General features: G+C 36.2%; 17 protein-coding genes. 10 read left to right on the top strand and 7 right to left on the bottom strand.

Translation table 11 applies throughout. The features are described 5' to 3' along the window. Positions 1–34: 34 nt before the first annotated feature. Genes rnz through nadA form a run of 3 tightly spaced genes read left to right on the top strand, consistent with a single transcriptional unit; the run spans position 35 to position 2,600 of the window. Positions 35–928 (top strand): ribonuclease Z, encoded by an 894-nt coding sequence (gene rnz, locus Q0W25_RS05870; protein WP_298520103.1) that lies wholly within the window; start codon positions 35–37, stop codon positions 926–928. A gap of 8 nt (positions 929–936) precedes the next feature. Then, on the top strand, positions 937–1,680 hold the full coding sequence (locus Q0W25_RS05865) for a mechanosensitive ion channel family protein (RefSeq protein ID WP_298520100.1): 744 nt from the start codon (positions 937–939) through the stop codon (positions 1,678–1,680). 2 nt (positions 1,681–1,682) lie between these two features. After that, positions 1,683–2,600 carry a quinolinate synthase NadA gene (nadA, locus tag Q0W25_RS05860; protein ID WP_298520096.1) on the top strand — a complete coding sequence of 306 codons (918 nt, stop codon included), beginning with the start codon at positions 1,683–1,685 and terminating at the stop codon, positions 2,598–2,600. A 25-nt stretch (positions 2,601–2,625) separates the two neighbouring features. Here the strand turns inward: nadA and Q0W25_RS05855 are convergent, their stop codons facing one another. From Q0W25_RS05855 to Q0W25_RS05845, 3 genes are all read right to left on the bottom strand, one after another. Beyond that, positions 2,626–3,564: an alpha/beta fold hydrolase gene (locus tag Q0W25_RS05855; protein WP_298520093.1), complete on the bottom strand. Its 939-nt coding sequence runs from the start codon at positions 3,562–3,564 to the stop codon at positions 2,626–2,628. Positions 3,565–3,692: 128 nt separating this feature from the next. Further along, positions 3,693–3,968, bottom strand: coding sequence for a DUF5750 family protein (locus Q0W25_RS05850; RefSeq protein ID WP_298520090.1), 276 nt, complete (start codon positions 3,966–3,968; stop codon positions 3,693–3,695). Next, complete coding sequence (locus Q0W25_RS05845; protein ID WP_298520087.1) at positions 3,969–4,859, bottom strand: alpha/beta fold hydrolase; 891 nt, start codon at positions 4,857–4,859, stop codon at positions 3,969–3,971. A 186-nt stretch (positions 4,860–5,045) separates the two neighbouring features. Here Q0W25_RS05845 and nucS point away from each other — a divergent pair, with 186 nt between their 5' ends. Then, positions 5,046–5,828 carry an endonuclease NucS gene (gene nucS, locus Q0W25_RS05840; protein ID WP_298520083.1) on the top strand — a complete coding sequence of 261 codons (783 nt, stop codon included), beginning with the start codon at positions 5,046–5,048 and terminating at the stop codon, positions 5,826–5,828. Here the strand turns inward: nucS and Q0W25_RS05835 are convergent. After that, positions 5,825–6,304, bottom strand: coding sequence for a hypothetical protein (locus Q0W25_RS05835; RefSeq protein WP_298520080.1), 480 nt, complete (start codon positions 6,302–6,304; stop codon positions 5,825–5,827). The two genes, nucS and Q0W25_RS05835, sit on opposite strands and share 4 nt — an antisense overlap. An 86-nt stretch (positions 6,305–6,390) precedes the next feature. On the opposite strand from Q0W25_RS05835, the gene Q0W25_RS05830 reads away from it, so the two are divergent. Beyond that, positions 6,391–7,086: a zinc ribbon domain-containing protein gene (locus Q0W25_RS05830; protein ID WP_298520077.1), complete on the top strand. Its 696-nt coding sequence runs from the start codon at positions 6,391–6,393 to the stop codon at positions 7,084–7,086. Positions 7,087–7,128: 42 nt separating this feature from the next. Beyond that, complete coding sequence (locus Q0W25_RS05825; RefSeq protein WP_298520075.1) at positions 7,129–7,956, top strand: carbon-nitrogen hydrolase family protein; 828 nt, start codon at positions 7,129–7,131, stop codon at positions 7,954–7,956. Here the strand turns inward: Q0W25_RS05825 and Q0W25_RS05820 are convergent, their stop codons facing one another. Together Q0W25_RS05820 and Q0W25_RS05815 are read right to left on the bottom strand one after the other, a co-directional pair. Beyond that, the gene (locus tag Q0W25_RS05820) at positions 7,957–8,802 is read right to left on the bottom strand and encodes a HEAT repeat domain-containing protein (RefSeq protein WP_298520072.1); all 846 of its coding nucleotides are present in this window, start codon (positions 8,800–8,802) and stop codon (positions 7,957–7,959) included. It lies immediately after the preceding gene. 75 nt (positions 8,803–8,877) lie between these two features. Continuing rightward, positions 8,878–9,648, bottom strand: a complete 771-nt coding sequence (locus tag Q0W25_RS05815) for an SDR family NAD(P)-dependent oxidoreductase (RefSeq protein WP_298520070.1) — start codon at positions 9,646–9,648, stop codon at positions 8,878–8,880. A 271-nt stretch (positions 9,649–9,919) separates the two neighbouring features. On the opposite strand from Q0W25_RS05815, the gene Q0W25_RS05810 reads away from it, so the two are divergent. From Q0W25_RS05810 to Q0W25_RS05800, 3 genes are all read left to right on the top strand, one after another. Continuing rightward, positions 9,920–12,517: an ATP-dependent helicase gene (locus tag Q0W25_RS05810; RefSeq protein ID WP_298520067.1), complete on the top strand. Its 2,598-nt coding sequence runs from the start codon at positions 9,920–9,922 to the stop codon at positions 12,515–12,517. 69 nt (positions 12,518–12,586) lie between these two features. Further along, a complete protein-coding gene (locus tag Q0W25_RS05805; protein ID WP_297826917.1) occupies positions 12,587–12,970 on the top strand; it encodes a DUF5518 domain-containing protein in 384 nt (127 codons plus the stop codon). Positions 12,971–12,973: 3 nt separating this feature from the next. Further along, on the top strand, positions 12,974–13,429 hold the full coding sequence (locus Q0W25_RS05800; RefSeq protein WP_297826920.1) for a hypothetical protein: 456 nt from the start codon (positions 12,974–12,976) through the stop codon (positions 13,427–13,429). Positions 13,430–13,449: 20 nt separating this feature from the next. On the opposite strand, the gene Q0W25_RS05795 is transcribed toward Q0W25_RS05800, so the two are convergent. After that, positions 13,450–14,541 (bottom strand): formate--phosphoribosylaminoimidazolecarboxamide ligase, encoded by a 1,092-nt coding sequence (locus Q0W25_RS05795; RefSeq protein WP_297826921.1) that lies wholly within the window; start codon positions 14,539–14,541, stop codon positions 13,450–13,452. Positions 14,542–14,677: 136 nt separating this feature from the next. Here Q0W25_RS05795 and Q0W25_RS05790 point away from each other — a divergent pair. Further along, on the top strand, positions 14,678–14,979 hold a 302-nt coding region (locus tag Q0W25_RS05790; RefSeq protein ID WP_298520062.1), incomplete at its 3' end, for a YfcE family phosphodiesterase.

Below are 14,979 nucleotides of genomic sequence, written 5' to 3'. Positions count from 1 at the left end.
TATAAAAGTTTTATAATATAAAATAAGTGATTACATGGAAATAATATTTTTAGGAACCTCATCAGCAGTGCATTCATATACCAGGAATCATCCTGCAATTATTTTAAAGGCATTTGGAGAAACCATGCTGTTTGACTGCGGTGAAGGGACACAAAGACAGTTGATTTTTGCAAAAGTAAGTCCTATGAAAATATCAAAGATATTCCTAAGCCATTATCATGGGGATCATATTTTAGGCCTTCCCGGATTGCTGCAATCCATGAATTTCAGAGAAAGAGAAAAGAAACTAACCATATACGGTCCTAAAGGATTATATGACTTAAAGGATTCGCTGTTCAAATTGGGATATTCAAAAATCGAGTTTCCAATTGAATTTATCGAAATCGGTTCACAGACTATCGAAAGTGATGAAGACTACATCATAAAATCGCAACATGTAAATCACAATGTTCCTTGTCTGGCATATTCCGTTGAGGAACTGAAAAAGCCAAGATTCAATCGTGAAAAAGCAATTGAACTCGGTGTGCCGGTTGGCCCTGACTTTGGACGCCTGCACAATGGTGAAGAAGTGGAAATTGACGGAAAAATCATTAAGCCGGAGCAGGTTTTAGGACCTCCAAGAAAAGGAAACAAAATCACATACTCCGGAGATACGACTCCCTGCAGCGAAATGGTGGACTTTGCAAAAGACTCCACAATACTCATCCATGAATCAACATACATGAGTGAAGATGCAGACAAGGCTGTGGAGAATTTCCATTCAACCTCAGCAGATGCTGCAAAAATAGCTAAAGATTCAAATTCAAAAGAATTGATATTGACACACTTCAGTACAAGATATACTCAGACTGATAGACTATTGAAAGAAGCAAAAGAGATATTTGAGAATACCAAATTGGCAAAAGACTTTATGAAAATAGACATTTAGATGATATTATGAACATTCCAACAATCGATGATCCGACAATGCTGCTTGTTTACATATTAATTGTCATTATCATCACATCAATAATTACAAGATTGGTTGCATACATAATGAACAAAATGGACAGTTTTCACAACAATAAGGCGGCAATTTTTCTGATAAGGGACATAATCAATTATATAATTTATTTTATTGCATTGATGACAATTTTGCAGTTCTTCGGAATAAATCTTGCAGGAACATTATTGAGTTTGGGGATTGCAGGTATCGCATTGAGTTTTGCTGCAAAGGACATAATCTCAAATTTGTTCTCAGGAATTATTTTAATCCTCGGAAAAAGTATACAAGTGGGAGATACGATAGAAATCAACAATAAAAAGGGCATTGTTGAAAGAATCACGCTTAGAACAACAATCATTGTCGATGATAACGGAGTAAGGGACATCATACCTAACTCTACTTTGACAAATAATCCTTATCTGCAGTTTAAAATGCCTGAAAAATATAGGGTGGACATATCCACAGGAGTTCCACTAAACATAGATATTGAAGAATTCAAGAAATACATTGTTCCGAAAATGGAAAGCTATGACGGGATACTCGACAATCCGAAACCTAACGTTTATTCAAAGGGAATAACCTTCGAGGAAACACAGCTGAAAGTATCATTTTGGATAAAAGACTTTAATAGTAAAGATGACTATAAATTAATTATTACTAATGAGATTAGAAAATATATGCAAATGGGTGAATAAAAATGAATAGTTCTCTTCAAGAAGAAATTTTGAAATTGAAAGATGAAAAAAATGCAATAATTCTTGCACACAACTATCAGCCAAAAGAAATTCAGGAAATTGCAGATTTTCTTGGCGATTCATTGGAATTATGCATTAAAGCTTCTGAAATCGAAGATAAAGATCTGGTTATCTTTTGTGGCGTGGATTTTATGGCAGAAACTGCACACATTTTAAATCCTGACAAAAAAATTGTGATTCCAGATTTGGAAGCTGAATGTCCAATGGCCCATATGCTGCCTGAAGAGGAACTATTGAAAGCAAAAGAGGAACATCCTGATGCCGGCGTTATCCTTTATGTGAACAGTATTGCTGAAGCCAAACAACATGCAGATACTTTGTGTACTTCAGCCAATGCAGTTAAAGTTGCCGAAAGTCTGGAACAGGATAAAATACTATTCGGACCTGATAAAAACCTTGGAACCCACGTTGCTGCAAAATTGGATAAGGAAATAATCCCAGTTCCTAAAGACGGACACTGTTACGTTCACAGACTATTCCATGTGGAAGATGTCGAACTCAAAAGAAATGAATATCCTAATGCAGAAATCATCTGCCATCCAGAATGTGACATCAAGGTTCAGGAAGCATGTGACAAAGTGATGTCCACCGGAGGAATGTTAAGATACATCGCTGAAAGCGACAAGGAAGAATTTGTAATCGGAACTGAAATCGACATGATTACAAGAATCAATTCTGAAGTTCCTGGTAAAAAATTATACCCCTTGCTTGAAGGAGCTATCTGCAAAACCATGAAACTTCACACATTAGAAAAAGTAAAGGATGCTCTCGTTAAAGAAGCTCCTGAAATTACATTGCCAACTGATGTTGCTGAAAAATCAAGAAAAGCAGTGCAGCACATGCTTGATGTGTCAAAATAGCTAGTTTTTTCAACTAGCTTCTTTTTTATTTAAGTTGTTTTAAAAATGAAGTTATTTCTATTCCCATATCATTATAATCCGGAGATTCATAATAATTCTTGTTATATTTGAAAATGCTCATTTTTGAATTTTCAATTGAATCCTTCATCTGTTCATATTCTTTAAGATTAAAATTCAAATAACCGTCAATGCCCAAAATTAATGATTTTGCTTTAATATTACCTAATTTATCTCCAACACCATACTGTGAAATACAGTCATTACGTGATTTGAAATCATAGATATCCATGAATAATCCTTCATCGACATAATCATCAATCAAAACATCGATTTCATCGTTATTTAACTTTTCAAAGACATCTCTAGACAAATAAGTTACAAACATTAATTGGGTAATTGCAACAACCGCCCGAGATAACGAAGTGCTGTACACATCTGAATAAAAATCATCGGTTGAGTCTATGATACTTTCAGCACACTTAAGAAGCACATAACGATACCCGGAAGTTTTGAAAGTAGTATTCAAAATTATAAGGAATTCCATATCATCAGGATATTCACAGGCCCATGTTAAAACTTCAAAACCTCCAAGTCCTTCACCAACCAAACCATAAACAGTTTCTATATTGAATTTTTCAGCTAAAAACTGTTTTTTGAAATTGACTCTGTCCTTAAAGGTATATTGCGGAAAACTATATTTTAAACCTGTTGATGATGGAGAACAGGATTCAGGAGCCCCAAGTGAAATAATATTAATGAAAAAAAACTCATTCTTATCAAATGAATCATTACTAATAAAATCATGATATTTCGGCAGGATAGAATAGTCCCCCCTAAGAGTTGGACAGTATATGACAACATTGACCATGTTTCCGTCATCGTCATATTTAGGAATACCACTGACTGAATATTCCACATTCACATTCTCGAGAACCCTTCCTGACTCAAATTCAAAGGAATCCATTACATGATTGCCGTGCTTTCTATTAAAATTGTCGATGATATCACAACCAACGATTACTACTTAATAATTTATTTAACAACTATTTAAAATTTATACAAATTAACAAGAAAATCATTAAAAAAGGGAATTTATTCATTACATTCTTGAACAAACTCCGTTAAAAATGCCCACATCTCTATTTCCTCACGGGCAATGAAATCATCTAATCTTAACTTCGCCATGTCGCTTTGAAATGGATACAACTCACGTGTAAAATACATGACAATTCTTAGTGAACCATTTTCAATGTAATTTTCCTCAGGCAAGTTATCATGAAGATAATCCAGATGCAAAGTGGACAAATCTGAAACATCATAAGTCACGCGACATTTCTCATCATCATAATCAACAATTTTGACAATCATCTAATCACCGAAATTTGACATGAATCTGGCTAGTTCATCGGATATTGCTTCAAGCTCATTAAAGCACAGATGCCCCAAATCAGAATCCATTATGATTAGTTCTGAATCATTAATCATTTTAGACATAGGAATTGCATCCAATTCCGGTGGAAAATGCGGGTCCTGCTTGCATGCGATAATCAGCACTTTAGATTTGATTTTATTCAAATCACACTCGACATCATAATTCATGCAGGATTCATTGCAATACTTCAAATCATAGATATCAATATCCAAGCTTTCGTTTCCAAAGTTTTCAAATTCCACACTCAATTCATCATTGGACATTTCACGTAATGATTCTTTAGACAATCCAAAATTGAATTCAGCCAGATTGGCCAGCCTCAATGTCCTTATTAAGGAGTAAGTCAATTCACCCTTATTATAATCAGGATCAGACTCTATGACTTCATTTACAAACTTTGAAAGAATGAAATCATGGCCTGCAACCTTGTAGGTGCTTACGCCACAAATGATGAAATCGGCAAAATCAGGATACTCAATTGCCTGTGTCAATCCAACGAATCCTCCCATTGAATTGCCTATTAATCCCAAGATATGAGTTATATTAAATTTTTCAGCTAAAAATTGCTTTTGGAAATTGACAACATCAATAATGGAATATTTCGGGAATTTGTTTTTCAAATCTGTGCTGGATGGACTGCATGAACCAGGAGATCCCAATGCAGATATTGATATGAAAAAATATTTTTCCTCATCAAATGCATCACCCTCTCCTGTTAACGGGAAAATCTTCTTTACCGATGAAAAATTTCCCAAAGACCCATGACAATATACAATCGCATTATTTATGACTCCATTATCATCATATTTTGGAGTTCCAAATGTCATATATTCCACTTTCACATCATTTAGAACTTTTCCGTTGGCAAATTCGAATGAATCTAAAGTAAAATACTCCTTTTTATCTTCAAAAAATTCATCATCGCAAATTTCAATTCCTCCGCAGATTTGATATTTTTCAAATTATTCTATAAAAAACAAAATATTTAAATTAAACTAAACAATGTTATTGTGATGAAATATAAAATTTTAGAAAACCCCACTTGCGAAGATGCATATGATTTGATTCAAGAAGCTTTGCGAAAAAGGGCGACAATACTGATTTTTGCATGCTGTAAAGTCAATTATGAGGGAAGGGCGTTAAGCCAACTCAACTGGGGAGAACGCATAATCATGATAAAGCCAGACGGAGCATTCCTGATTCATCAGGAAAAAAAGGTCGAACCCGTTAACTGGCAGCCACCAAAATCAAAAACAAGAAGCTATATAAAAAATGGAAATCTGTTTTTAGAAAGCCACAGAAGAACCCCTAAGGAATTATTGACAGCGGAAATAAGAAAAATCCAATTCATCAATTACGCCAACATTGAAGACTTTGAAGAGCTGGAACAGGCAGGATATGAAAAAGACATGAGCGATATGATAATGGAAAAGCCCCATATGATTGAAGAAGGCTTTACACCAACTGCCAGAGAATACAGCGTAGAGCATGGATTCATCGATATTTTAGGAAAAGACAAGGACAATAACCTGATGATTTTGGAGCTTAAGGCCCGTAAGGCTGGTGTGACTGCTGTAAAACAGCTTAGAAGATATATTCAAGATATGGAGAATACGGATAATGATTATTTAAGGGAATGCAATGCCAACAAAACCAAAATCAGAGGACTTCTTGTTGCTCCATCAATAATGGATGATGCTCTGGAATTAATCGAAGAGGAAGGCATTGAATTTGTATCCGTTGAACCTCCTCGCGAGCTAAAAAGAGATAAAAAAGTGACATTGGATGCATTTTAGTCCAATGCATCTTCAATTTTTTGAATTTCGTTGTTGTAATAATCGATGGTGAATTGATTTGCAGGTGTTGATTTGGTTACATGGCAATCCTTTTCAAGCTTGTAGATAAGGTAATCTTCAGTTTCAAGAGGAATGCTTTCATCATCATTCAACAATTCCAAACTGTCCAATTCTCCAATTATATTATCATATTCCTCCTGTTCAAGGGCGATGATGTCATCGACTTCCATTTCATGAACTTTAGGATTCAAATGTGTTGCAATAGCTACAAAACCATTTACCTTTTTATCAGACAAAACAAATTCTGATCTCCTGATTTCTTCCATAGATAATTTAACATGATATACAGTATTTTTTGTAACTGGAATCTCACTTGACATGCCGACCTGATTGATTTCATAGTTATTTTTCCAGTTTCCAATTTTATAAATTGCATAATTTATATCATCAATTCTAATTATTTCTTCACTATCCATGATATCACTTAATTATAAATATCTTTTTATAATAATAAAAACATTATTATAAATATACGAAATGTAAACTTAATGGAGGTTAAGCTGTGAAAAAATGTCCTGAATGTGGAAATCCTAGTTATGATGGAGCTCCTGTTTGTGGAAATTGTGGATTTAAATTTCCAAAACCAAAAGTTGCAGCCCCTAAAGAAGAAACTATATTCAAAAAAGAGCCAATTGTAAGAAAGACTTCATCTAATGAAAGTACAATTGATATTCTCAAAAAGAACAGACTTCTTATTGGAGCGATACTTCTCATAACATTAATTGTAATACTCGGAATCGTTCTTACAGGGTCAAATGATAAATCATCCCCAATTCAAGTTAGCGGTTTAAATGAATATAAACAAAGTGATTTTTCATTTAAATATCCTGAAAATTGGAAAAATGTAAGCGGAAACGATCCTGATCATAGCGGAGCTAAATTTTTCATGGATGACAATAAGACACTCATAGAATTTTATAATATCACTAGTGATTCTACATCCCTAAAACAAATAAATCAACAAAGAATCGAATATGCACAACAAAACGGTTCATATGTTGAACTTGTTGAAACTGTAAAATTAGACGGAAGAAACGGATCAAACATCATTTTAGAAAATGCTGATGGAGATTACACCAGATACGTTTCAATGTTTAGTGATGGAAAATTATATGTGTTTAAAATAAATGGAGAATCAATCAACTCTATTACAACTTCTGATATCAACTCCATGATAAATTCTGCAGATATTGCATAAGTATGAATTTTTCATACTTCTTTTTTTTATTTTGTGTTTAAAATGACTGCAATCAGAATAGCCCTTTGTCAAATGAACGTTGTTGACAACAAAGAAGAGAACTTGAATAAGGCAAGTTTAATGATAGCTGAAAGCGTTAATGAGAATGCTGATTTTATAGTTTTGCCGGAAATGTTCAACTGCCCATATTCCAACGACAAGTTCATCGAATACTGTGAAAAGGAAAAGGACAGTCCTACATTGACCCGAATATCCGCTTTAGCTAGAGAGCATGAGGTATATATCCTTGCAGGATCCATTCCCGAAAAGGAAAAAGAAAAACTCTTCAATACAAGCTATCTTTTTGACAAAGACGGAAACATTATTGCCAAGCATAGAAAAATGCATCTTTTCGATATCGACGTTAAAGACAGGATAACATTCAAGGAATCAGACGTGTTGACTGCCGGCAATGACTTTACAATAGCCGATACAGAATTCGGCAAAATAGGAATTGGAATATGCTATGACATTCGTTTTCCAGAACTTGCAAGAATAATGGTGGAAAATGGTGCCTTGATTCTATTCTATCCTGGAGCATTCAATATGACCACCGGGCCTGCACACTGGGAGCTGCTTTTTAAGTCAAGAGCCCTTGACAATCAGGTATACTGCGTCGGCGTTGCCCCTGCACTGAATGAAGATGCAAGCTACCACAGCTTCGGCCATTCAATAATAACAAATCCATGGGGAGATATAATAGCTGAAGCCGACACAAAAGAAGAGCTGATAATCGGTGAAATTGACCTGAGCGAAATAAAAAAAATAAGAGAAGAGCTCCCTCTTTTAAAAAACAAAAGAAGAGATCTCTACGAAATCATAGAAAAATAGCTATTTTAACTTAGCCAATCTTTTTTCAAAGTAATCGGCCTTTTTAGTGCCATCGAATACTTCAATTGCGGTTTCTATAACCCTGACTTCATTGTCATAGTCACCTGCTTTTCTGTATAAAACACATAACCTTTTATAGGCAGCATCCTTAGGCTGTTTTGATTCAACGTAACGTTCATATTCCTTAATTGCCTTTTGCAGATTAGCTTTTTCCATTTCCTTAATTGTGCTCATAGGAATAACTTTAACTATTGCCTTTCCTGATGCCTTTGCCTTTTTTCTTTTTTCAGCCTTTTTAATGGCCTTATTACAGGATTTTTTGAAGTCCTTGTCATCCTCTGCTTTTCTTGCATCCTTGATTAATTTTATTGATTCATCTGTTGCCAAATCACCTAATGCCTGAATTGCTGCTAACTTGACACCCCAGTCCTCATCTTCAAGACATTTTGCAATGGAATCCAATTCGCCTTCAGCCTGAAGTTCACCTAAAGCGCGTACGGCAACTTTCCTGACACCGAAATCTTCATCTTCAGTTGCATCAACAAAATAAGGGATAACTTTTTTATCTTCAGTTTCTTTAAGTGCGAAAGCTAAAAATCTTTTGTCCTTTCCTTCAGCATTCACAAATTCTTCTATTAGCTTGTCTACAGCCACTTCACCCATGCTGCCTAAAATTTCGGCAGCCTTGAATCTTACTTGAGCATTATCATCAGTAGTAGCTTTAATTAATGGTTCGATTGCTGATTCATCGGTAGTTCCAACCAATGACTCAACTGCTTCCTTTCTAACTTTAACATCATCATCAGATAACTTGTTAATAGTGTCTTCTAAAATTAAATTTGACATGATAATAAGTTAGATTTTAGGAATATATAATCTTTTAAAAAAAAATAGAAAAAAATAAGAGAAAAAATCTCTTATTTAAATAGCTGTCCAACCACCGTCAATACAGATCAATTGACCGGTACAGAAACTGGATGCGTCGGATGCAAGATAAATTGCAATACCGTCTAATTCACCAGGTTTACCTAAACGGCCTGCAGGACAGTAAGCTGCAATGAGGTCCATGAATCCAGGTAATTCAATGGAGTCTACAGTCAATTCAGTTTCAAATACTGCAGGACCGATTGCATTTACGGTAATGTTGTATTTTGCCCATTCGACAGCTAAGTTTTTGGTTAAGTTCATTACACCACCTTTAGCTGAGGAGTATGCACTGATTCCTCCACCAGGGAAGATAACTCTTGAGTGGATTGAACCGATGTTGATGATTTTACCGTATTCTTGTTCAATCATGATTTCTCCAACAGCTTTACACATGTAGTATACACCGCTTAAGTCAATGTGAATGTGTCTTTCCCATTCTTCATTGCTTTGGTCGGTAACCATTTTGTTGTTTCCCATACCTGCTGCGTTAACTAAAATGTCAATTCTTCCGTAAGCGTCCATAACTTTTGCAACAGCTGCGGTGATACTGTCGTAGTCACCAACGTCACATACTGCATACATTACTTCAGTTCCGAATTCTTTTTCAATTTCAGCAACGTTTTCAAGTAATCTTTCTTCTCTTCTAGCAAATAATGCTAATTTTGCGCCTTGACTTGCGTATGCTTGAGCAATTTGCCAACCAAGACCGGAAGAAGCTCCAGTTACTACTGCAACTTTGTCTTTAATATCAAAATAGTTTTTCATATTTATAACCACCTTAGGCATGAGCCTATGATTAAATGTATAACTAATTAAACTATTTAACCATTATTATATGGATTTTTTGATTAGATTTTAGAAAATTAAAAATTTATAATACATAATCCCAAATATGCTGAATCAAAAATGAATTACTGTCAAAAAATTATTTCAAATGTATTATGACTGTACATGAAAAATACAATTAAAAATTATAAAATATAAACATAATATTACAAAATAAAGTTATGCAATCACAATAATCGGGGAAGAAGATATGATTGAAAGGCAGGAGAAAAATTATTCCAAAAAGCATATTTTCAAGATACTGCATCCATGGGTCAGACAATGGTTTGACTCACAATTTGATGATTTTACGCCTGCCCAAAAGCAGTCATTAATCGATATTCACAAGAAAAACAACATTCTGATTTCATCACCTACAGGATCCGGTAAAACCCTGACTGCATTTCTGTCAATCATAAGCGAGCTGACAACCCTTGCCGAAGCGGATAAACTGGAAGATAAGGTCTATTGCATTTACATCTCACCTTTAAAGGCTTTGGACAATGACATTGAGAAGAATCTAGAAAATCCCCTTAGAGGAATTGAAAGGATAGCTGGCAAAAGCCTTGGAATCAGAAAGGCCGTGCGAACCGGCGACACATCACAGTACCAAAGGCAAAAGATGCTTAAAAAGCCACCCCACATCCTGATTACAACACCTGAAACGTTATCCATTTTGCTTGTCGCCCCGAAATTCAGGGAAAAACTGAGCGGAGTCAAATACGTAATCATTGATGAAATTCATTCACTTGCAGAAAACAAAAGAGGAGTTCATTTAAGTTTATCTCTTGAAAGGCTTCAGCATCTGATTGGACAATACACAAGAATCGGGCTTTCAGCGACCGTCAGCCCCCTTGAGAAAGTTGCGAAATTTCTCGTGGGCTATGAATATGGCGTGGGGCGAAGCTGCAAGATTGTTGATATAAACTACCTCAAAGAGCTGGACATTGAAGTGATGTGTCCGGTAAGCGACATTGTGCTTGCAGACGAAGAGGATACAAGGCTTGGAATGTATGACCTTCTGGACGACCTGATTTGGGAAAACAAGACCACCTTGATTTTTACAAACACAAGAAGCGGAACTGAAAGGTTTGTTTACAACCTGAAGAAAATGTATCCCATGCATTACAACAATGAAAACATAATGGCCCACCACTCCTCGCTTTCAAAGGAAGTCCGGCTTGAAACGGAAAACAAACTGAAGGAAGGAAAGCTGAAAGCAGTGGTTTCATCAACATCCCTTGAACTTGGAATAGACATCGGATATATCGACCTGGTCGTTTTGATAAACTCTCCAAAATCTGTTGCAAGAGCACTTCAAAGGATTGGAAGAAGCGGCCACCGCCTGCATGAGAAATCAAGGGGAAAAATCATTGTAACCGACCGTGACGACCTGGTTGAATGCTCAGTGCTTCTTAAAAACGCAAAGGAAGGCAAAATCGATAGGATAAGCATACCTACCAATTGCCTGGACGTCCTGGCACAGCACATCTACGGCATGAGCATTGAAAACAAATGGGATATCGACTATGCCTTTGACGTGATAAGAAAGAGTTACTGTTATAAAGATTTGAGCAGGGACGATTATGAGGATGTCCTAAGTTATATGGCAGGAGAGTATCCTGAACTTGAAGAGAGATACGTTTATGCCAAAATATGGATTGACTATAAGGAAAACACCTTTGGAAAGCGCGGAAAGCTGGCCAGGATGCTTTACTCGACAAACATAGGAACAATCCCCGATTCATCTGGAGTTCTGGTCAAATGCGATGGTGAAACCGTAGGCAGGATTGAAGAGGACTTTATGGAACGCCTGAAAAAGGGAGACACATTCGTTTTGGGAGGAAACACATACAGATTCAATTACGGAAAGGGAATGACAATCAACGTGACCCCATCGACCGGACCTCCTACAATACCATCATGGTTTTCACAGCAGCTGCCTCTGTCATTTGATCTTGCAATGGACATCCAAAGGTTCAGGGCACACATGGACGTCAAGTTCAGATACAGAAGAAGCAAAGAGGAGATTATGGAATTCATCCATGAATATCTCTATGTCGATGACTTTGCCGCAAATTCCATTTACGAATACTTTGTGGAGCAGTTCAAATACGCCAAAATCCCAAGCAACAACCTGCTACTGGTAGAATATTATAAGGGATTTGGAGGAAGGCGATTTGTAGTCTTCCATTCGCTGTTCGGAAGAAAAGTGAATGATGCACTATCAAGGGCCGTTGCATATGTCGTTGCCAAAAGGTATAACATGAACGTGACCATCTCAATTTCCGACAATGGGTTTTACTTGAGTTCGGACGGCAAGATTGGGGGTTTGGAATCATTTAGGGAATTGACCCCCGAAAACTTCGAAAACATTTTGATACAATCCCTGAACAAGACAGAAACATTGGCTTCAAGGTTCAGGCACTGCGCCGGAAGGTCATTGATGACATTGAGAAGATACAAAGGTGAATCAAAATCAGTCGGCCGTCAGCAAGTCCGCGGAAAGATACTTTTGAAGTTTGTGCAGGACATGGATGAGAACTTCTCGATTCTAAAGGAAGCAAGAAGGGAAGCTCTTGAAGATTATATGGACATTAAAAATGCCTTGAAAATCATTGAATGGGTCAATAATGATGAAATGCGTGTTGAAACCATAAATACTGTGATACCAAGCCCATTTGCATTCAATCTTATTTCGCAAGGGTATTTGGATGTGCTGAACCAAAACGATAAGGCCGAATTTACAAAAAGAATGCATCAGGCAATTCTTGACCAGATAAGAGATAAGCTGAAAGACATATATTGAAAAATTAATAAAGTATGAAAATAAATAATTTTATAAAGCATATTAGCAAATGAATAATAGGTGATGATTATGACTAAATGGAGCGCTGCATTTGTTGGTTTTATATTAGCTGTAATTGTTGAAACATTCTTTGCAAGATATGAATTTATAGGATTGCTGATTGTCGGATTTATAACAGGTTATATTGCTCATGAAGGAGCTCTTGGGGGTCTGTGGAATGCTGCAGTGGCAGGAGCATTTGGTACAATCGTCTGTGCCATAATATTTATCATAATTGCCACATTTGGCGGCGGAGCAGTATACGGAATATTCGGAGGACTAACCGGATTTACAGTTTCCGGAATCGTGAGTCTCTTTGCAATTATAGGAGAATTGATTTATTATGCTATTGTGATGGGAATCAGCGGTGCATTTGGAGGAATGTTAAGCTCCAAAAAACAGGACAGGAGATAAAATATGAAATATGATTTAGGATTGGATATGAAAGCATTGGTATTTGGAGCCGCAATAGCCGCTGCATTTATTATCTTTGGATATCGATATTGGGATTGGTTTTATCCATTTTCAGCCATTGGCCTTTTATATGCAGGATATGGACAAGGCAATATTAAAACCGGGACCCTTATGGGTGCACTTGCATCAACAGCCATCGTAGTATTATTTTTAGAGGGTTACTTCGGCCAGCCTAGCGGTTTTTTCGCAACTGAAGATGGAATAGTCGCAATAGCTGCTTTGATCATTATTACCGGTGCATTTATTGGTTTTGTAGGTGCATGGTCTAAAAGAAGCCGTGTAAAAGCATTGGAAGAATACGAAAAAAAGCAGAATATAGGCAAAACAAAAAAGAAAAAAGCTGTTGAAACCCAAACAGAAGAAAAACAAGGGTTCTTAAGTAAAATTTTTAAAAAATAAAAGAAAAATAATAACTAAATTTATGTTATTATTTTTTCTAATTCATCTCTTTCTATACCACGTTTGATTTCTAAAGCGATTCTTCTACCCATACTCATCGGTTTGCCGTAAGTTAGGTAGGAGTAAGGGGAACCGTCCATGAATGTGTTTGTTCCACCGTCGGTTCTTGCACTGATTTCAAAACAGATTACTTCAAGATTATCGTTTACTAATGTTTGCATACAGAATGGTCCGTTTAATCCTGGAGCAACTAATTTTTTAGCGCTTTCAGTCAATTTGTCTGCTATATCAAATACTTGTGGGAGTAAAGATTCACGAATTACAGCAGGGTGGTTACCAGTAACAACATAAGATGGGCTTAAATCAATATCCAATTGGTCTTTTGCAGGCATCCTTACAAATCCGTCAATACTGGATTCGTATCTTGTATCCATACCCATTAATTCAACTTTATCATCAAGTGCTGAGTAGAAATAGTGTATACAGTAGTTACAGCCGGAAACATATTCTTCGATGTGTGCTGCTTCAACATCACTGTCGTCCAGCCATCCACGAGCTTTCATGGCTTCAATTTTTGCATCAAATTCTTCAGTGGATGAAGCTACAAAGTAACCTCTGCCTCCTCTTGCACCTGGGAATTTGACCATAACCGGCCTGTCAATTTCAGAAGGGTCGTTGTATTTGAATGGTATCCTTACATCACCTTCAACAAGCAATGCCCTTTCTTTGTCTCTTTCTGCTTCCCATCTTAAAACATCTCTGTTTCCAAACATTGGAACGTTGAACTTATCTTCGACATTGTCTAATCCGGCATATGCGACGAAAGATCCGTGAGGAACTACGATTGCGTTCATGTCCCTGAGCTGTTGTTGGACTTCTTCATTAACTATGTCCTTGAATTCATCAACGATAATGTATTCATCAGCGACATCGAAACGTTGATATGGAATTTCACGACCTTTTTGACATACAATAGCTGTTCTGAATCCTTCTTCTTTTGCACCTTGCAAGATGTGCAGGGAAGTGTGGCTTCCAAGAGTGGCTATTGTAATTTCGCTTTTGTCATAATTAGCCAAAATCTCTAAAATGTCTTCCTTTTTAACTTCTCCCATTATATCTTCTCCTAAAAGAATGATGATATTATATATATTTTTCTGAATTTATAATAGTTTTTATTTTATTTCAAAAATCAAAATATTAAAAAGGATAACCGACAAATTACAATTATAATTTAATGAAAAATACAGGTTGAAAAAGATGATAATAGGATTAATTTCAGATACACATATTCCTGACAGAGCTAAAGAAATACCCCAAAAGGTGTTTGATGCGTTCAGCGAAGCAGATTTGATTATACATGCCGGAGATTTGACTTCCCCGAAAGTCATTGAAGAGCTGGAAAAAATAGCTCCGGTAATTGCAGTTCAGGGAAATATGGATAGAGCAAGAGGAATTAATCTTCCAAGTGCAAAAATCATCGAAGCTGAAGGAATAAGAATCGGAGTTGTCCATGGAGAAGTTTATCCGAGAGCGGACACACAGCAATTAGT

Source organism: uncultured Methanobrevibacter sp. (assembly GCF_947166415.1).
In the GTDB taxonomy this organism is placed as follows: domain Archaea; phylum Methanobacteriota; class Methanobacteria; order Methanobacteriales; family Methanobacteriaceae; genus Methanocatella.
Note: the sequence above shows the minus strand (reverse complement) of the source record. Positions and strands in the feature narration are given on the sequence as shown.